Source organism: Paraburkholderia sp. BGA-UO-ETr-F12 (assembly GCF_059567945.1).
In genome coordinates this window covers 86,506-104,692 of sequence record NZ_JCAQOZ010000031.1, presented here as the reverse complement: position 1 = coordinate 104,692, position 18,187 = coordinate 86,506, and the positions used below count along the sequence as shown (strand labels likewise).

14 protein-coding genes and 4 pseudogenes are annotated in these 18,187 nt (G+C 62.0%); 5 read left to right on the top strand and 13 right to left on the bottom strand.

The window, feature by feature from the left end; translation table 11 throughout:
• Nucleotides 1–37: 37 nt before the first annotated feature.
• The 6 genes and pseudogenes from AC57B6_RS15110 to AC57B6_RS15085 form a co-directional block, all read right to left on the bottom strand.
• A complete protein-coding gene (locus tag AC57B6_RS15110; RefSeq protein ID WP_496421637.1) occupies nt 38–322 on the bottom strand; it encodes a hypothetical protein in 285 nt (94 codons plus the stop codon).
• Nucleotides 323–668: 346 nt separating this feature from the next.
• A complete protein-coding gene (locus AC57B6_RS15105) occupies nt 669–1,034 on the bottom strand; it encodes a hypothetical protein (RefSeq protein ID WP_496421636.1) in 366 nt (121 codons plus the stop codon).
• A gap of 590 nt (nt 1,035–1,624) precedes the next feature.
• Nucleotides 1,625–1,921, bottom strand: a complete 297-nt coding sequence (locus AC57B6_RS15100; RefSeq protein WP_496421635.1) for a hypothetical protein — start codon at nt 1,919–1,921, stop codon at nt 1,625–1,627.
• Between the two features lie 203 nt (nt 1,922–2,124).
• Nucleotides 2,125–3,819, bottom strand: a complete 1,695-nt coding sequence (locus tag AC57B6_RS15095; protein WP_496421634.1) for a site-specific integrase — start codon at nt 3,817–3,819, stop codon at nt 2,125–2,127.
• A gap of 440 nt (nt 3,820–4,259) precedes the next feature.
• Nucleotides 4,260–4,370, bottom strand: a pseudogene (locus AC57B6_RS15090) (IS6 family transposase); the annotation flags it as partial.
• 107 nt (nt 4,371–4,477) lie between these two features.
• Nucleotides 4,478–5,347: an NAD(P)H-binding protein gene (locus AC57B6_RS15085; protein ID WP_496421633.1), complete on the bottom strand. Its 870-nt coding sequence runs from the start codon at nt 5,345–5,347 to the stop codon at nt 4,478–4,480.
• Nucleotides 5,348–5,539: 192 nt separating this feature from the next.
• On the opposite strand from AC57B6_RS15085, the gene AC57B6_RS15080 reads away from it, so the two are divergent.
• Nucleotides 5,540–5,890 carry a winged helix-turn-helix transcriptional regulator gene (locus AC57B6_RS15080; RefSeq protein WP_496421642.1) on the top strand — a complete coding sequence of 117 codons (351 nt, stop codon included), beginning with the start codon at nt 5,540–5,542 and terminating at the stop codon, nt 5,888–5,890.
• Nucleotides 5,891–6,216: 326 nt separating this feature from the next.
• A pseudogene (locus AC57B6_RS15075) lies at nt 6,217–6,500 on the top strand (DDE-type integrase/transposase/recombinase); the annotation flags it as partial.
• 69 nt (nt 6,501–6,569) lie between these two features.
• Here AC57B6_RS15075 and AC57B6_RS15070 read toward each other — a convergent pair.
• Together AC57B6_RS15070 and AC57B6_RS15065 are read right to left on the bottom strand one after the other, a co-directional pair.
• A complete protein-coding gene (locus tag AC57B6_RS15070) occupies nt 6,570–7,931 on the bottom strand; it encodes an MFS transporter (protein WP_183797579.1) in 1,362 nt (453 codons plus the stop codon).
• A gap of 91 nt (nt 7,932–8,022) precedes the next feature.
• On the bottom strand, nt 8,023–9,189 hold the full coding sequence (locus AC57B6_RS15065; protein ID WP_183797580.1) for a M24 family metallopeptidase: 1,167 nt from the start codon (nt 9,187–9,189) through the stop codon (nt 8,023–8,025).
• 187 nt (nt 9,190–9,376) lie between these two features.
• On the opposite strand from AC57B6_RS15065, the gene AC57B6_RS15060 reads away from it, so the two are divergent.
• Nucleotides 9,377–10,372, top strand: a complete 996-nt coding sequence (locus AC57B6_RS15060) for a LysR substrate-binding domain-containing protein (protein ID WP_183797581.1) — start codon at nt 9,377–9,379, stop codon at nt 10,370–10,372.
• Between the two features lie 16 nt (nt 10,373–10,388).
• Here the strand turns inward: AC57B6_RS15060 and iolB are convergent, their stop codons facing one another.
• The 5 genes and pseudogenes from iolB to AC57B6_RS15035 form a co-directional block, all read right to left on the bottom strand.
• On the bottom strand, nt 10,389–11,219 hold the full coding sequence (iolB, locus tag AC57B6_RS15055; protein WP_454805402.1) for a 5-deoxy-glucuronate isomerase: 831 nt from the start codon (nt 11,217–11,219) through the stop codon (nt 10,389–10,391).
• Between the two features lie 69 nt (nt 11,220–11,288).
• Entirely contained in the window at nt 11,289–12,767 is a 1,479-nt protein-coding gene (locus AC57B6_RS15050) for a mannitol dehydrogenase family protein (RefSeq protein ID WP_454805401.1), read from the bottom strand.
• Entirely contained in the window at nt 12,754–13,812 is a 1,059-nt protein-coding gene (gene uxuA / locus AC57B6_RS15045) for a mannonate dehydratase (protein WP_496421632.1), read from the bottom strand. The genes AC57B6_RS15050 and uxuA overlap by 14 nt, the downstream gene beginning before the upstream one ends.
• A gap of 386 nt (nt 13,813–14,198) precedes the next feature.
• Nucleotides 14,199–14,601 (bottom strand): annotated as a pseudogene (locus AC57B6_RS15040) (GMC oxidoreductase).
• A 187-nt stretch (nt 14,602–14,788) separates the two neighbouring features.
• Nucleotides 14,789–15,175: pseudogene (locus AC57B6_RS15035) on the bottom strand (IS6 family transposase); the annotation flags it as partial.
• 322 nt (nt 15,176–15,497) lie between these two features.
• Here AC57B6_RS15035 and AC57B6_RS15030 point away from each other — a divergent pair.
• Together AC57B6_RS15030 and AC57B6_RS15025 are read left to right on the top strand one after the other, a co-directional pair.
• Nucleotides 15,498–16,802, top strand: coding sequence for an MFS transporter (locus AC57B6_RS15030; RefSeq protein WP_454805399.1), 1,305 nt, complete (start codon nt 15,498–15,500; stop codon nt 16,800–16,802).
• Between the two features lie 149 nt (nt 16,803–16,951).
• Nucleotides 16,952–18,169: a porin gene (locus tag AC57B6_RS15025; RefSeq protein ID WP_496421631.1), complete on the top strand. Its 1,218-nt coding sequence runs from the start codon at nt 16,952–16,954 to the stop codon at nt 18,167–18,169.
• Nucleotides 18,170–18,187: the final 18 nt, after the last annotated feature.

Sequence of the window (18,187 nt, the reverse complement as noted above, 5' to 3'; positions counted from 1 at the left end):
CATTCTGCCGCAACCAGCCCTCTCTCAGCTTACTTCTTCAAGGCACGTCAAGTATTCGCTTCGCCGGGCTGGCGCCCGTACTTGACCCGCCAACCCACCCACTGAGAATTGAAAAGAGGCACTTTTTTGTCGTTGCCTCGCATCCCGTCAGAAAATGCTCAGATGCATCCGAGTGCAACCCGCCTGTGTTCGCCAATTCCAGGATTGCGGCGACCTTGGCCCGTTGCTCCTCACTTGCCGTAGCAAGAATGCCTGCGACAGCGACCTCCAGTGCGGATAAGCGTCCGAATAAATAGTCAAAGCGGTCTTCGAAGTTGCTCATCGCTGGGCTCCATTTTCCTGCGTGGCCCGCGCGCAAGCGCGAGCGCTTTTCCTAGTCATCCAACGGCGCGAGGATCCATCGCCCGCACCCATCTCGGTAAATCTGTACTCGCTCACACGCCAGCTCCTCATGGAGCGCGTCCGGAACCGAGTCCGTGCATATCAACCACGCAAGCTCGAAGCCGTCCAGAAACTCAGACGGCACTATCTCGATTGCTTCGCTTCGTGCTTGCCGAAGTAGTACAGCATTTCTCGCCATTGCCAGTCGATCTTTTTGTTTTCCTCTGTTTGACCCGCGCAACAGGCGTGCGCTTTTCCTATCGCTTTACAACCATCCGGCGACGGGTCTATTGAGTCGTAGTTGTCGTGACGCCATTGTCCGGGCGCATATGAACGTCGTTTGCATGCCCGACGCATCTGAACGTGATCGACGCCCCGCCCAACCGAACGCCAGGAATATTGGAGGTGGTTGTTTGCGTCACCAGTTCGAACTCTTTATCCATCGCAGCGCAAAACTGATTGCCCTCAACCATCAACTTCCCGCTCACCGCGCTCACGTCCCCGAAGACTCCTGCCGTGTTGGTCTTTGACGAATAGTAGGTATCCCCGCCGATCTTCGTTGGAGGGGTGCTAGCACATCCGCCGATGAAAACAGCAGCAGAGAGCATCACAACTCTCGTGATCAGTCCCGCCCCGTTTCCCGTCTTCATCATTATGTTTTCCTAGCGGTCGAGCGCGCTAGAGGGAACGCTGAACGGCACGAGCCGAACCCGAAATGTCCTGCCCTACGCCGGCCACTGTGTTACAGCCTGTGACCAAGAGCAACGCTCCAATTAGTGACAACACCGCTGCTCGGCGTCCAAATGTTCTCATCATCACGGCCCACAATTTGCGGCTACCGGCCGTCACGCGGGGCGCGACTCGCGCCGAATGCTCTCACCGTCAAATTACGCCACTCATAACCGAGGCCAGCCTGACCGGATCACCGTCTATTAGACGTTTAACGGCAGATAGACTAGAAACTCCAATCAATTGCTGTATCAGTTTCAGCGAGCGCCCGTCGCGGTGCAGTCTGACCGCGAAAGTCCGACGCGCAGCGCTCGTGTTGCCATGCTCGATGCCTGCCTGTTGGTGAAGTCGCCGCACGATTTCGGTAAGTGACTCGCACGAATAGCTAACCGCACCTGACGGCGTCTTTCGCGGCGTAAAACTGAACGGCTCCCCGTCTCCCGCCAAGAATAACGGGCTGTTTGGGTCTAGGCCCCGAAACGCCGCTGATGAGGTGATTACGCCGTGCCGTGCGTCAAGTCTGGAGCGCAGATAATCGTCCACTGCGGCGCGAATTTTCTGACTGACCCACAGCAGCGGGCGCCGCTTCCCATTGAAGGCAATTTTGGGCCGCGGTTGCCTCGACTGAGTGCTGACCATCCGCCTGGAGAAAGTCCGACACCAAGAGCTTCGCGATCTCGTTTGGGGTCAGGCCGGTCCCATAGAACACCAGAAGCAAAGCCACGTCGCGCTTTGCATTCTGCCCCGTGACGGATGCTACTTTTACTGCATGCCGAAACGGATATTGCTCGATAACAGGGGCTTTAACCATCCCGTAATGCGTCTATATTTGGCTGTATTACAAGAAATTATGAAGTTCCACTGCGGGGATCGCAATCGCGGCACCAGCGAATCGTCACTTCCTCGGAAAATCCCCTGCACCGAAAGGAAGGTGGTTTTCGGCCGGATCAAGTCGGACGGGTAAATGACCGTCGGCCCCGTCGATCTCATCGCTCGCCATTGCCGTCCCGGTAATCATTTGCTCCCGAACGCCCCTGCGATCTGCTGCGCCCGCTTGACGTCATCGCCATGCAGGTAGATCGAGGTCGTCGAGATCGAGGCATGACGGAGGTTGTCGCGCACGATGGTCAGTTCGGCACCGTGCGCGAGCGCATGGGTCGCATGGGTATGGCGCATCCAGTGCGGACTCGCCTGCCGCAGTTTTTGCGAAACCGCGGGACTGTCGGCGTCGACGAGATCGGCGGCTCCGGCAAAGAACCGTCGCAGCACGTTCCAGAGGCGCACACTGGTGATGCGCGCCGCACCGTCCTCGGCGAGACTCGCGATCAACGGCGTGTCCGGGCGCCAGCGGCTGGGCGTCACCGGTAGCCGGCGCTCGACCAGGTGACGATCGAGCGCCGTGCGGGCGAGGGGCGGCAAGGCGACCTTGGCCACCTTGCGTCCTTTCCCAATGACCTTGATCCAATGGTCGCCGCGCGCGTCGGTCTCGATATCGCCGAGCGTCGCGCCAACCAGTTCGCTCGCGCGCAGGCCCGTCGCATACCCGAAGTCGAGGACGAAGCGCAGTCGTTGTGCCGCCACGGGCGCCCAGCCGTATGACCACTCGAGGCCGTCGGCGATTGCCCGGATCAGCAGCCATTCCCCTTCTGTGAATACATGCGACGTATCGAGCACGCTCCCGCGGGCGCTGCCCCGCACCTTGACCCCGGCAAACGGATTCGCAAGCAGGTACCGTTGTTCGATGAGCCAATGGAACAGCGCACCCAGCACGGACAGCGCATAGGCAGCCGAGCGGGCGGACAGGCCACCTGAGAACGGGCGCCAGTCGGATGCGCTGCGCGACCGGACCGGTCCCACCCAGCGTTCCCGCGGCGTCGGTCGGCGCAGGAACGCGCGATAGGCAACCGCGTCCTCGGTGGTGAGCGACGACAGCGCCCGGCCACGCTCGACGATCGCCCACAGGATGAGGCGCTCGGCTTCCTTACGGTACGCGCGCTGCGTCGCGGCGGACTCGTGCAGCGACAGCCACGCCTGAACGGCCTGGTAATCGTTGTCCGCATCAAGCGTGCAGGCGGCGCGCGGGGCGCGATAGGCGCCAGCCGAACCGTCGACCTCGTGCGGAAGCCGCAGTTGCTCCCACGGCACGATGCTGCTGGCCAGCGCGACAGCAATGAGCGCCCTCGCCCGCTCGGATAACTCTGGGTACGCCGCAAAGAACGCCTCGATACGTCGCGCACTGCCGGCACCGAGGCCGGGAATGGCTTTCCACCACTGGCGCCGGCGCGGAATGCGTACGGTGAGGTCCGACAGCGTCGAGATACCGTGCGCGTGCAGGGTAGCGACCGCTCGCGCGGGCAGCCAGATGCCGATGTCGTCACTGATCTTCGGAGTCGGCATGCGCGCATACCGCAGAAACTCAATCGCGTCTGCGACCGCTTTCGCTTCCCGTAACCGCTCACCGTCTGGGTGTTCAAAAATCGTGGCGAGATCCGGCCGGCCAACCTGCCGTGCGACTTTCGCCAGCCGCCGGCGAACGCCGCCCAAGACGCCGCGCGCCGACTGCCCTGCCCCGATGCGCTCCGGCAGGTAGTGTTCCACGGCTTTGCGAACCGCCATGCCGGCGTACCAGGCGCGCAGCATGGCCAGCTCGTCGGCACCGGGAAAATCCACGGGGTGACATTCGGGCGAAGGTATCAGGCGCGTTTTCATAAGTGCTAGTTTGGCATAACAATGGTGCTATTGTGATAAGAATACTTATCACAATAGCTAGTCCAGAAAGCGCTGTTGCAGACTTAAGCTGCATTTTCGGGCCGCTGCATGGCGCTGCCCAGGAGAAGGCGCATAGCCTCGTCGGACTCCTGAACCAACATTCGAGGTGCCTCGCCTCATGGTACGTTTGGGATTTTTTCCGCGACATATCGTGCCTCGCATTGGTGACGGTTTTTGCGCGGTGAAACCGCGTCTAATGGTTTCACCGTGGTTGACTGTTAGTTGCGTTCTGACTGTTTCGGATTCGGACATATAGATATCGGATTGTGGTGTCTGGAGGCAATTTAGACGGTTAGCTGCGTATTTGAAGCCCAGGCTTTCACGGATCGGTGCGTTTTTTGGCTCCGGTGCAAATCGGAGCTGCCGGTAAGTTAAGCTCGGTTGTTCAGATATTTTGAGGACCGGACCTTCGTGTCTTCAGGCAGCCGACCATTTGCCTTTATCTCGCGCACCGCGCGGTGCGAGGCAGCGTATCCATCGAGCGTGACGGCGTGTGGGTCGAAACCGCGAACGACCCCCGACGCCGTTCGGTTATCTGTAGCGACATAGATATACGGCGGTGGAGATGAGCCGCCGCCGCATCCGGCCACCGCATCGATCACGACCGCCGCCATGCATCCGCCGCATTTCGCACAAAGGTTTCGATCGCGATCGGCTCGCGCCCGGTCACACGTTCGATATGCTGGCTGACCTGTGCGGCTCGCCCCTCGCGGATCGCCGCCATATCCCGCAGCAGCATGGCCCGGTATCCGTCGGGAATCCCCGCCTCGCGCAGAAAGCGCTCTAACGTGCCCGGCGGCGCCGGCATATGGACTATTTCACGTCCACACGCCTGTCCGATCGCCGGGGCGGCCTCCGCGAAAGTCACGGCGGCCGGACCGGTCAGCGCATACGTCGCGCGTTCGTGGCCCGACTGTGTCAGGGCTTCCGCAGCCACTGCGGCAATGTCCGACGCATCGACCAGCGCGACCGCGCCATCGCCGGTGGCGCTGACGATCACGCCATCATTGCGGATGCCCTGCTGCGCCATGCCTTCGGAGAAGTTCTGAAAGAATCCGGACGGCCTGAGGATCGTCCATGCAAGTGGGGATTCCCGCACGGCCTCCTCGTGCTTCCTGCGACCCGATGCGAACGGTTCATCCGCAAACGTCACACCGAGCGAGGAAAGCAGCACCACGCGGCGTACGCCCGCCGACGCGGCCTCGCGCAGGAAAACCGCAATGGGTGCCGACGCATCCTCGACGCACGACGGCGGTACGAGATAAACGGCATCGATGCCCGCGAGCGCTTTCGCATGGCCACCGGGTTCGTCCCAGTCGAAATGTACGAGATCGGCTCCCGTAGACGAGACTAGCGCGTCGGGACGGCGCACGGCGGCCACGACGCCGGCGCCGCGCGCGGTCAAATGTGCGACCACGCGCGTGCCGGTCTTGCCCGTTGCGCCCAAAACCAGAATTCTGCGGGTCATCGATAGCCCTCCGGCAACACGGCGACAGGTTCGATGACGTTTTCATTGCGCGCGTCGGGATTCAGGAATGGTGCGTCGGCTTGCTGGTAGTCTTGTGCTTTTGCATTCATCGTCGCTATCCACAGGGAAAGGTGCTCAATTGTTTGAGCCAGCGTGGCATCGCGTCAACGCCCCGGGAGGTACGTTGTGACCATGGACCTCGGTTTGAAATCCGCTCCGCAGGCGAGCGACGTGCCAGTCGACGCGGTAGGTAATTGCCCGCTCGATCTGGCCATCCGCACCATCGGCGGCAAGTGGAAGCTGCTCATCCTGCGCGTGCTGTTTCTGTCGGGTGGTGAGCGCTACAACAACCTGTTGCGAGTCATCCCGGACATCAGTCCGAAGGAGCTGACGCGCAATCTTCGCGAACTCGAAGATACGGGCCTCGTCATCGCTCGACAGAGCGACGGCTACGCACTCAGCCCCCTTGGCCTGCAACTGGAGCCGGCACTGAAACAACTCGGCATTTTCGGCCGCGCGCTTTCCGAATCCGGTCGCGGTTGATCGAGTGCGAACTCGCATCCAGCGCACCCAATTGGAGAAAACTGCCGCCCAACCACGGCGCGTCATCGCACCCGTGTGATCTGGACACGCCGGGACAATTCAAGGCTTCTTTTGCAATAAGGGACCCGCTATGCTGAAGTCCCGAGAACCCACGATCTGATCGATGAAGCAGAACCTGAATCCGCTTTCGCAAACGTGCACCTTGTGGCGAGCTTCGCATAGGAAACCGTGGAGATGGACGTCCAGTTGTTAAGGCTGACGTTGGCGATGCTGCTTTCTGCGCACGCAGAGACAGATTGCATCGAGCGGACAGTGTAGACGCTTGAGCTGCCCGACCTCACTTCGAAAAGGCGATCGGTAACAATCGAGAACCTGAGCTGTCACCGTCGACAAGAGCGGCGCGAACTTGGCCGCACTTGATGTCCTGAACGCCGAACGGGACATGCTCATCCGGATCCGAAGGGTCAAGTACCTGAACACTATTGTGGAACAGGACCATCGCGCGATCAAACGCGTCATCAGCCCGATGATAGGCTTCAAGGATTTCCGCTGCGCGGGCGTCATCCTCTCGCCGTTCAATTTTACTCGCCTATTATATAAGGCATCCTAATCTTATGCCGGCTTGTCGAAACCTCGTCTCTTATCCCGACACATACTTTGTTCTACCGCCGCCTCCCGATTAACCTGACAGGGCCGTACCCAGCGCTGCAGCCGCCTCATCTTCCGACTCTGCGGACAGATCCCGCCTGAAAGTCTCCGCGAGGAAAAACGCGCACACGAGGCTCAACAACGCTGTCGCCGCGATATAGGTCGAAATGGGCAGCGTCTGGCCATACGTCGCGAACAGATAGGTGGCGATCAATGGCGTCGGGCCTGACGTGATGATGCCGGCGATCTGATACGGCAGCGAAGCACCCGTATAGCGCACCCGCGTACCGAACAGTTCCGCAAACCACGTCGATTGCACGCCGTACACCGACGCCTGGCTCAACGCGATACCGCAGACGTACGCCACGAAAATCAAGGTCGGATTGCGTGTCTCGAGCAACGGAAAGAACGCGAATCCATAGATCGCCACGAACACCGCGCCGAGCATGAAAACGGTCCGGCGTCCGATCACGTCCGACAGTTTGCCGAACAGCGGCAGCGTGATGAGCGCAAACGCGCAGCCCACAATGATGGCGTTCAGCAGCAGTCCACGCGACAAGCCGAGCCGCGTCGTTCCGTAGACCAGCACGAACACGTTAATCACATTGAAGGTGATGTCGACCGCGAAGCGCGTGCCGATCGTCAGCAGGAGGTCTTTCGGATGCCGGCGCAGCAATTCGATCAACGGCGCCTTCACGACCTGCTTGCTCGCCTTGATCTGTTCGAACACCGGCGACTCCATGACGCGCAGGCGGATGAACAGGCCGATCGCGATCAGCGCGACGCTCAGCAGGAACGGCAGGCGCCATCCCCATGAATAGAACACGTCCGCCGGCATACTCGACACGCCTTTGAACACCGCGGTCGAGAGCATCAGCCCGAGGGGCACGCCCAATTGCGGGAACGCGCCGAAGAAGCCACGTTTGCTGGCCGGCGCCGTTTCGACCACCATCAGCACGGCGCCGCCCCATTCGCCGCCGACCCCGACCCCTTGCAGGAAGCGCATCGCCACCAGCAGGATGGGGGCCCAGAAGCCGATCGAGGCGTAAGTCGGCAGCAGGCCGATCACGAAGGTGCCGACGCCCATGATCGTCAGCGTCGCGACCAGCGTCGCCTTCCGTCCGATGCGATCACCAAAGTGCCCGAAAAACACGGCGCCAAATGGCCGCGCGAGATAGCCGACCGCAAAACTTCCGAACGCCGCGATGGTGCCGACCATCGGATCGAACGAGGGGAAGAACAGCTTGGCGAACACCAGAGCCGAAGCGGTGGCATAAAGAAAAAAGTCATACCACTCGATGGCGGTCCCGACCACCGAAGCGACCAGAACACGGTTGACGGCCGAACGGCTGATAACCGACGCGTTGCCGGATGAAATGGGCGATGTATTCATGTCTCCTCCCTTCTACGGGAATCTATGTTTTGAACTGCTGCGTGCCGGCGGGACGTGGGTTCGCCGACACGTTACGGTAAGTTCGCTGCACTCACCAGTGCAGTTCCATCGGGAACTGGTCGAGCGTTTCGACGCCGCCCGCGGTCAATCGCACGATACGTTCCGTGCGCAAGCCGCCGACGTTCGGCACCGTGATCGTCGCCTTCAGGGTAAAGACCATATTTTCCTGCAGCACGGTCTGGTTGCCCGGCCCGATCCACGGCGCTTCTTCTTCCGGATCCATGCCGGTGCCGTGACCGGTGCCATGGCCACGCGCTTCGCTCGAGTATTGTTCGTAGTTCGATTTCACCAGCGCCTGCTGGATCACCGCGTTCAGTTCCATCGCCGCCATGCCGGGACGCGCGGCGGCGAGTCCCGCCTCGACCGCGCGCGCCGCTGCCGCGACGATCGCCCTCTTCTCCGGATTCGCCGGGCCGTAGGTGAAACCGCGTCCGCCATCGGCCACATAGCCGCGGTAACGGGCACCGATGTCGGTCATGATCAGGTCGCCTGGTTGCAGGATGCGATCGGTGGGGCGCGCCAGGTTATACGCCGAGCGCGGACCGGATTGCACCATCGAGTCGAACGCGGTCCGGTCCGCTCCTCCCGCGAGCATCGCGCGGTCAGCGATCAGAGCAAGTTCACGCTCGGTGTAGGGACGACGGTCGGCGAGCGCGTCGCGGATCGCAGCCATCGCCGAATCGGTCAAGGCGGCGGCTTTGCGCATCAACGCCACTTCGGCGTCGCTCTTGATCGCCTTGATTTCAGCCAGCACCATCGTCGGTTCGAGCTTCAGTTCGCCGAGACCGGCGTTCAGGCGCTGCAGCAAGTCCGCGGGGATATAGGCGGCGCCAGCGAGGCCGACCGTGCCGCCGCGGTGCCGCGCCGAAAATGCCTGCACCTGTTGCGTGACTTCTCGCAGGCTGCGCACCTCGAAAGCGGTCACGCTTGTCGCGTAGTCGAAGCATTGATCCGATACGAACAGCACGGGGTCGCCGTCCACGGGCAGCAGCAGGATCGCGTTGGCGATGTCCGACACGCCGTCGAGTGGACGGAACTCGGTAAAGTAGCCGATGTTCGCGCCACGCCAGCAATCGCCGAAGGCGAGCAGGCCGACCAGGCCCGCCTTGTCGAGTGCGCTGCGGACCTTGGCGACGCGGCCCAGGAACTCGTCGGTCGTGATGCCTTCCGGCGGGATGTCTGCGGTGCGGGTGTTCATTGCTTCGTCGTCTCCTGTGCGGCTGCATGCGCGGATGCTGGATGCAGCCGGTGTCGATGCCTGTGATGGGAATCCGCCCCGCCTCTGAATGCGGGACGTCTTCTGCATAGTAGAATCTATCGATATGCTTTTATAATGAAAAATAACGCAAATTGTATATCGATATGGAATACATGGAGACGACAGCGTGACCTCGTCCATTCATCGTGACAACGGCGAGGAGGCCATCGCGACGGGCCACTTCGACCCCACGCGGCTGAAGACGCGCCAATTGGCCCTGATCGTTCAGCTCGACACCCATCGCTCGGTATTGCGCGCGGCGGACGCCGCGCACATGACGCAGCCCGGGGCGACCAAGTTGCTGCGGGAACTGGAAGACACCATGGGTGTGCAATTGTTCGAACGGCATCCGCGCGGTGTCGAACCCACCTGGTACGGCGAGGTGCTGATCCGCCACGCACGCAGTGTGCTGGCGGAGCTGCAGCACGCATACGACGAAGTGTCCGCGCTCAAAGCCGGCCTGACCGGGCAGGCGATGATCGGCACCGAGGTTACAGCGGCCACCAACCTCGTCCCGCAGGCCGTGGCGCTGCTCAAGAAGCGCTTCCCGCAGATTCGCGTGAACATCGAAATGGAGTTCAGCGAGGTGCTGGTGCAGCGTCTACAGGAAGGCAAGCTGGATATGATCGTCGCGCGAATCCGCAATCCAGACGATCTGGCGGAACTACATTACGCCCCGCTCGCGGAAGCACAGCACGCGCTGTTCGCTCGCGTTGGCCACCCGCTCGTCAAGCGCAAGGCTCTGAGCTGGGACGAACTGGCGCCGCAAACCTGGATCTTGCCGCCGAAAGGCAATGTGATGCGTAATCAGTTCACGCAACTTTTTCTCGAACGACAGCTCGCATTGCCGACGGATGTGGTCGAGAGTTCGTCTCTGCCCGTCATTACAAGTCTGCTGCAAATGAGCGATATGATCGCGCCGCTTGCGCGCGAGCCAGTGCGGCCGTATTGCATTGCGGGTGCGCTTGAACCGCTACCGTTCCAATTCGATCTGAAGCTTGGACCGGCGGGCATCGTCACCCGGCGCGGCGACAGGCTCTCGCCGGGTGCGCGGGCGATGCTGCAAGCGCTGCGCGAGGCCGCCGGATTCGACATCCAGGGCCCCGACGCCGACAGCGACTGACTTACCGCAACGGGACTCAGCGCGCGCCGTCCACCGCTACGCTTGCGCCGGGTTGTAGTAACCATTGATGAGCCGGCTCGTTATGTACGTGCCAGATACGGCGCGGACCGGCCATCACGTTCAGGTAATAGAGATCGTAGCCGTGCGCGGCGGCAACCGGGTGGTAGCCGCGCGGCACCAGCACGACATGCTTGTCGTACGCCGCAAGCGTTTCGTCGAGACTTCGGTCGTCGGTATAGACGCGCTGAATCGCGAAGCCCTGCGGCGGCGAGACGCGGTGGTAATAGGTTTCCTCGAGATAGGTCTGCTGCTCGCCATCGTCGGTATCGTGCCGATGCGGCGGATAGCTCGACCAGTTGCCCGCCGGCGTCACCGATTCCACCACCAGCAAGCTCTCCGCCGGCTCGGTTTCGGGCAGGATGTGGCGCACGTGACGCAGGTTGGCGCCAGCGCCGCGGGTTTCCTGCTTGACCTCGTCAGGTGCAATGAAGCGCGGCGGCAGACCGCCCTTCGCGGGCGCGGAGCAGATACCGAGTTCGACGTCGTCCGTGGCCACGATCGTGTAGCGCGTATGCGGCGGCACGTACATGGACCATGGCGCGCCATCGAACGGCGACATCCGGGCGCCGATCGCGCGGCTCGCGAGCCCTTCGCAAGCCGCCGTTGCGTGCCCCCTGACGAGCACGACCACGACTTCGCGATCGCCCGTTTCACGAGTAACTGTCGCGCCAGGCGTCAGGTCGAAGACATCGAAGCCGACGTATTTCCAGTTGGCGCTCTCCGGCGTGATATGGATGATCTGGCCGTCTTCGGCATGCTTTGACGGTTTGACGAGCAAGTCGCTCATGTCTTACTCCAATTATCAAGGTTTGCTATCTGGCAGAACGCGGCAGTCGCGGCGGACACGTGAACGGCCTCAAGCGGCAACAGCGCCCATTGCTTTGACGACGCCTTGCGTGCGAATCGCATCCAGATGACGCGCGACTTGCGCGACGAAGCGCGGGTGCGCGCGCAGATCGCAACCGAAAATCGACTCGATTTCGAGCAGGGTTCGTACCGCATCAACTGCACCCGCTAGCAAGGTCGAACGGACCGCCGCGGTCAGGGTGTCGGCGAGCGGATCCGCGATGACATAAGTGCGCCCTGTCTCGTCCTGACCGCTCAGGTATGCGATCCAGCCGGCCAGCGCAAAGGCGAGACGTTCGGTCGGCGCGCCGTTTTTCAGGTTGGCGCGCACGCTTTCCAGCCAGCGCTGTGGCAGTTTCTGCGAGCCGTCGGTCGCGATCTGCTGCAAGCGGTGATCGAGCGCAGTGTTGCGAAAACGCGCGAACAGTTCGGCGCGATAGGTGGCCAAAGCAGGTCGCGACAGCGTCGGCTCCACCTCGTCGCGCAACATGCTTTCGACAAAGTTCAGCACCGCCGGTGCGCCGATCGCCTGATCGACGGTGTCATAGCCGATCAGCGACCCTAGGTACGCGAGCACCGAATGCGCGCCGTTCAACATCCGCAATTTCGCCTGCTCATACGGACGCGCGTCACCCACGAGCGTCGCGCCTGCGCGCTCCCAGGCCGGCCGCGGTCCCGCGAAGCGATCCTCGATCACCCATTGCGAGAACGGCTCGGTCATCACCGGCCACGCATCGTCGGCACCGAGTTGCTTTGCTACACGCACGCGATCGGCGCCGGAGGTTAGCGGCACGATCCGATCTACCATCGTGTTGGGAAATGCGCCCTCCTGCTCGATCCATTCGGCCAGCAGAGGATCCGCCTTGCGCGCGAACGCCAGCGTCAACGCGCGCATCGTGTCGCCGTTGGACGGCACGTTGTCGCACGACAGCACGGTAAACGGGCCCATCCCGCCCACGCGGCGCAGCGCCAGCGCGCGTACGACAAAGCCGATCGCGCTACGCGGTGCGGCAGCCTCGCGCAGATCATGGGCAATGTCGGGATGATCGCACTGCAATAGCCCGCTGGCCGGATTGTGGCAATAGCCTTTCTCGGTGATCGTCAAGCTGACGATATGGCAGCGCGGATCGGTCATTGCATCGAGTACGGCGGCGGGCGACTGCGGCGCGACCAGCGATGTGATCAGCGCACCGATCACCTGGAACGAATCCGCGGTGCCGTCGCGCACATTCACGGCATAAAGATGATCTTGCGGAGTGAGCGCTTCCGACGTGTCCGCATGCCGCAACGACACGCCGACGATGCCCCAGCGGTGATCGCCAGCGCGCAACGCGTGCTCGGTGTATACGGCCTGGTGCGCGCGATGAAACGCCCCGAGGCCCAGATGGACGATGCCCGGCGCAAGGCTCGCGCGATCATAGACGGGAATGATGACTTCGCCAGCAGTGCGCGGTGCGAGCGAAGCCACGCAGGCATTACTCAGCCGCATGATCGGCCGGATGTTTGGCGAGGCCCTCCCAGATGCCGTTCAGGTAGACCGCGCCCAACGCACGGTCGAACAACCCGTAGCCGGCGCGGCCCGTTTCCCCCCAGATCATTCGCCCATGGTCGGGCCTGGCATAGCCTTCGAAGCCAGTGTCGAAGTAGGCCTTGACGATTTCCGCCATGTCCAGCGAGCCGTCGGCCGAACGATGCGAGGTCTCATGAAAATCGCCCGCCGCATTGACTTGCACGTTACGCAGGTGTGCAAAGTGAATCCGGCCACGCGCGCCGAACTCGCGCACCAGTGCCGGAATATCGTTCTGCAGGTCCGCGCCGAGCGAGCCCGAACACAGCGTCAGGCCGTTGGCGGGATCGTCGACGATAGCCAGCACGCGCTGCAGGTCCGCACGATTCTTCACGATGCGCGGCAGCCCGAAAATCGGCCGCGGCGGATCGTCGGGGTGGATTGCCATCTTGATGCCGGCTTCTTTGGCCACCGGGATGATCGCGCGCAGGAAGTAGCCGAGATTGGCCCAGAGACCAGCTTCGTCAAGCGCTTCGTAGTCGCGCAACAGGGCTTTCAATTGCTCGGGTCGGTAGCTCGCGTCCCAGCCGGGTAACTGGATACCCTTGCTGACGTCGAGCTCGCGGATCGCTTGCGTGTCGAACGCGAGTGTCGTCGACCCATCAGGCAGAGGCATTTCCAGCGATGTGCGGGTCCAGTCGAAAACCGGCATGAAGTTGTAGCACACTACCTTCACACCGCAGGCGCCGAGGTTTCGCAGTGTCTGGCCGTAGTTGGCGATGAGCGAGTCGCGCGCCGGTTTTCCGAGTTTGATGTCCTCGTGCACCGGCACGCTTTCGATCACTTCCAGCGTCAGGCCGTGAGCCTCTATCTTCTCCTTCAGCGCCAGGATTCTGTCGATCGGCCACACCTCGCCCACAGGCACGTCATAGATGGCCGAGACGACCCCGACCATGCCGGGAATCTGACGGATGTAAGCGAGCGGCACGGGGTCGGTGTCGCCATACCAGCGAAAGGTCATTTTCACGTTCGAGTCTCCTCACACGCTCGCTGCGCCTTCGACGACGCTGCGTATCAGTGAATGGTTGGTTCAGCCCTTTCGCGTTGGTCCAGCGCAGCCACACCGCCTTTGGACGCCGTGCGCCGGCCCGTTCACGCGGGGGCACAGCCAGGAGTCTGCATAGTAGCGGCGATCGACATGCTTTTATAATGAAGAATAACGTTCTATCTATACGATTTTGGAATACATGCAGTTCGCAACGTCACCGCGCGCCGGTTGCCGACTACCCAGGGCACAGCAGCCAGCGACGGCGCTTGCTGCGTGGCTGCACGCACCGGATTCCCCCGCCGGGGCACGCGAAGTGCGCGGGACCGACTTACGTTTCGCTGCGATCGCAGGCTTGATTCGCTCCCTCACTTTTCCACTGCCGCCTGCGCCTGCTTCACGCCTCGCAGAATGATCTCCGCCGCCCGCTCCGCGAGCATCAGCACGGTCGCATTGGTGTTGGTCGACGTAATCGACGGCATCACCGACGCGTCCACGATCCGTAAGCCCGTCATCCCGCGCACGCGCAGATTCGCATCGACCACGCCCGTCGCGTCGTCGCCCATTCGGCAAGTACCAACCGCGTGATACACCGTCGAGCCGTTGTCGCGCGCGTACTGCAGCAGTTGCTCGTCGGTTGCGGCCGCGTTTCAGTCCCTCGACGACCGTCGCACGATCGAGTTGATGACTCAGATACTCGGGCGCGATCACCGGCGCGACGTTCGCGTCGCTGCTGCGGATATGCACGTGGCCGCGGCTCTCGGGCCGCATCTGCCAGACTCCGCACGACACGCCCGGCTGCGACTCGAGCACGCCGATGCGCCCCGCCGCGAAGCTGCCCGGCGCCATCACGTACTGCACGTCCGGCCGCTTCGCAAGCGGCGTCTGCCCAAACGCGCCAACGATCGCGGCGCTATAGGTCAGCACGCCGCTGCCGCTCACCACATAGCGCATCATTTCGCGCGCGAGCGCGAGCGCGATGGGCACGCAGCAGGAAATCCACCGTGTTGCCCGCCTTGTCGACGGCACTGTAGAAGTATTTCCATTGGCCTTTGACCTTGACGTAGGTCTCATCAACGCGCCAGCTTTTGCCGACAGGCCATTTGCGTTTGCGGAATGCTCTTTCAAACACCGGCAGCAGCTTGATAATCCACCAGTGCACGCTCGAATTATCGACCTTGATACCCCGCCCGGCCATCATTTCCCCGAGGTTACGTAGGCTCAGCGAGTAAGCCACGTACCGCCGGACGCACAACAGGATGACGTCCAGCGGGTAGTGCAGCCGCTTCAGCAACTTGCCAATGTTAGCCGGCAGCGTCTCGCGCGGCGACTTCGTCTTTGCCATCATGTTTGTCATGCATTGCGGGAGACGAATTTTACTTGACCGCGATATTGCGACAAAACCGTCCCCACGTCTGAATAGACTGCCGGTCCCTGCGTTCGCGAGCGGTGTTGCGCTCGCCGCTGTCGTGCTGCCGTGCTATGCCGCCCCCTTGGATGAGCGCCGCCGTGGCTGCATACAAAAATTCATCGGCCTAAAAAAAAGTGAATAGCGGGGGTTTTTTGTCCCGGAAATACTGGCTTCAACTCAAGCCGATGCCGGTTCCCCGCCTTTGTGAATCGCTGCTGTGCTTGCCATCAAACCGTCGCCTTCCCCCGGAATTTCGATGAGCAATGTCACCCTGCAATCAGCCGACGCGTCCCTCGGCGTTCGCCGTAGCCGGCCAACTTCCCAGCTACGCACCATCGCCGCCTGTTCGATCGGCAACGCGCTTGAAATGTATGACTTTACGGTCTATAGCTTCTTCGCAATGCTGCTCGGCAAGCTGTTCTTCCCCGTCACCAGCGCGTACGGCTCCCTGCTGCTGGCGGTCGGCACATTCGGTATCGGGTTCGTGATGCGGCCGCTCGGTGCGATGGTGATCGGTAGTTTCGCTGACCGGCGCGGACGTAAGGCAGCGATGACGCTAACGATCTCGCTGATGGTGTGCGGCACGCTGTGCATCGCCTTTGCACCCACCTATGCAACGGCAGGAACCGTAGGCACCCTCGCCATCGTATTTGGCCGCGTATTGCAGGGCTTTTCGCTCGGCGGAGAAATCGGCGCATCAACCGCGATGTTGATGGAGTCCGGCAGTTTCGGCAGCCGTGGCTTCCGGATCGGCTGGCAGGGAGCGAGCCAGGGGTTCGCCGCCCTGCTGGGCGCGCTGAGCGGCGCCGTGCTGTATGCGAGCCTCCCGCCAACGGCGCTCGAATCCTGGGGCTGGCGTCTGCCGTTTCTGCTGGGCTTGCTGATCGCGCCGGTCGGGCTGTATATCCGCGCCCATCTCGACGAAACGCTGGACAGCCAGGCCACGGAAGCTCATCCGTTAGCGACGGTGTTCACCGAGCATGGCACCAAGATCGTGCGCGGCGTGCTGTCTATCGTCGCGGGAACGGTTGGCATGTACCTCGTCGTTTTCTTCATGCCGACCTACATGGTCCGCGTGCTGCACCTGCCCACTTCGCTGTCGCTGATGGCGGGCTGCGTGTCGGGCGCGACCATGATGTTCATGTGCATCATATCCGGCCTGATCGCTGACCGCACGGTGTCGCGCAAACCCGTCGCGATTGCATCCGTCGCGCTGACCACGCTGCTGATCTATCCCGCGATCTGGGCAATGAACATGTTTCCCAGTGTCCCGCTGGCCCTTGTCATCATCGCCGTGGTCACCGCCGCGAGCAGCTTCGGCACTGCGCCGATGTTGCTTTTGCTGATGGAAATGTTTCCGGCCAGCGTGCGAGCGAGCGGACTTTCGGTCATCTACAGCATCGGCGTCGCGCTCTTCGGCGGATCGGCCCAGTTCATCGTGACCTGGCTTCTCGCGAAGACGGGCAATCCGATGTCGTTGGCGCTCTACATGGTCGCCTGCGGAATCGTCACGATCTGTGCGATGTCCAGCCTGCCTGAGCCGCGCAAGCGCGCTTCATAGCAAACGGCCCGGCCGGCCCCTCGCGGGCCGCCGGTGGCCCCCCGTATTGATCCTCTCACCGAACCAAATTTCGCGCTCGAAAGAGAGGCGAGGGAGCGGCACGCCCGTTCACCAGCGCACCTATCAAAACACGCAAGTGGAGATCTGCAATGAAAAAAAAGACGTTGAGTGCGCTAGCCGCTTCGATAGCCACGCTGGCCGGTAGCGGCGCTTTCGCGGAGGTGTCGCCGGGCGCGCCGCCAGACGCGGCGGCGGCCGCGTACGCGACCACCTCGCAAATGCAGCAGATCTTCCAGTACTGGGGATCGGGCCTCGGGCCGCAAACGCTCGGAGTCGCTTCAGAGCGCACCTTTGTGACGCTCTACGGCACCGTGGATATAGGCGTCAACTATACGAAGGACGGTCCGTACAGCATCACGCGAGTGCAATCGGGCGGCGCATTGACATCGAAGTTCGGCTTCTATGGGCAAGAGTATCTCGGTAACCAATGGACCGCGTTCTTCCGGCTAGAAAATGGCTTCCTCGGTAACACCGGCGCCGTTCAGGACTCGACGTCGCTTTTCAATCGCGCTTCCTATATCGGGATCCAGAACCGTATGTACGGGCAACTGACGCTGGGCCGTCAATATACGTCCGGCGGCGCTGCCGCGCTCGGTGCGGACCCGTTCCTAGGCGTCGCGCACGAATCGGTCTATACCTACTTTCTCGGCACCTCGGATCTGGGGCTCGGTGCGAACAGCAGTGCGCTGGGACGCCTGCCCAACACACTGCGCTATATCTCACCGCGCCTCGGGCCATTCGGCTTTGACGTGAGCTACTCGCTCAAAGGAGACCAGACGGTAGGCCCCGCCGTGAGTCAACGCTCCGCGACGGTGTCTTACGTCGACAAACGCGCGGTGCTGTCGATCGCGTTCGGGCAAAGCTGGTGCGACCCGGCGATCTCGGGCAGTTGTGTCGGCGCTGCGACTACCGCGCCGGGCAAGCGCACGGACACCTACCTCGCCTCGCTGCTCTATGACGTCGGACCATTCATCGCCCAGGGCGCCTATATTCGATACGTGCCGCAGGCAGCGGATAGCGCTATCGCCAGTACCTATCTGCTTGGTCTGCAGAAGTGGTGGAGGGGCAATCTGCTGCGCGCCTCGGTTGCGTATCGCGATACGACGAAATCGCAGGATTACGCGTATGGCTCGACCCTCGGCATCGATCACTTTCTGTCGAAAAGAACGTCTGTGTACGCACGGCTAGGTCTGATGCGCAATGGCCCGAACTCCAGCGTCACTTACAACTACGACAGCGGCTCGCCGACGCCTGCAGCGGGACGCACGGTATCGAGCGTGACGCTAGGTATCAATCATCAATTCTGACCTGGTACGGGGCGTCGC

Excerpts from the sequence above, each read along its gene's own strand:
- AC57B6_RS15110 (WP_496421637.1), bottom strand. The coding sequence starts at position 322 with ATGAGCAACTTCGAAGACCGCTTTGACTATTTATTCGGACGCTTATCC.
- AC57B6_RS15105 (WP_496421636.1), bottom strand. The coding sequence starts at position 1,034 with ATGATGAAGACGGGAAACGGGGCGGGACTGATCACGAGAGTTGTGATG.
- AC57B6_RS15100 (WP_496421635.1), bottom strand. The coding sequence starts at position 1,921 with ATGGTTAAAGCCCCTGTTATCGAGCAATATCCGTTTCGGCATGCAGTA.
- AC57B6_RS15095 (WP_496421634.1), bottom strand. The coding sequence starts at position 3,819 with ATGAAAACGCGCCTGATACCTTCGCCCGAATGTCACCCCGTGGATTTT.
- AC57B6_RS15085 (WP_496421633.1), bottom strand. The coding sequence starts at position 5,347 with ATGACCCGCAGAATTCTGGTTTTGGGCGCAACGGGCAAGACCGGCACG.
- AC57B6_RS15080 (WP_496421642.1), top strand. The coding sequence starts at position 5,540 with ATGGACCTCGGTTTGAAATCCGCTCCGCAGGCGAGCGACGTGCCAGTC.
- AC57B6_RS15070 (WP_183797579.1), bottom strand. The coding sequence starts at position 7,931 with ATGAATACATCGCCCATTTCATCCGGCAACGCGTCGGTTATCAGCCGT.
- AC57B6_RS15065 (WP_183797580.1), bottom strand. The coding sequence starts at position 9,189 with ATGAACACCCGCACCGCAGACATCCCGCCGGAAGGCATCACGACCGAC.
- iolB (WP_454805402.1), bottom strand. The coding sequence starts at position 11,219 with ATGAGCGACTTGCTCGTCAAACCGTCAAAGCATGCCGAAGACGGCCAG.
- AC57B6_RS15050 (WP_454805401.1), bottom strand. The coding sequence starts at position 12,767 with ATGCGGCTGAGTAATGCCTGCGTGGCTTCGCTCGCACCGCGCACTGCT.
- AC57B6_RS15030 (WP_454805399.1), top strand. The coding sequence starts at position 15,498 with ATGAGCAATGTCACCCTGCAATCAGCCGACGCGTCCCTCGGCGTTCGC.
- AC57B6_RS15025 (WP_496421631.1), top strand. The coding sequence starts at position 16,952 with ATGAAAAAAAAGACGTTGAGTGCGCTAGCCGCTTCGATAGCCACGCTG.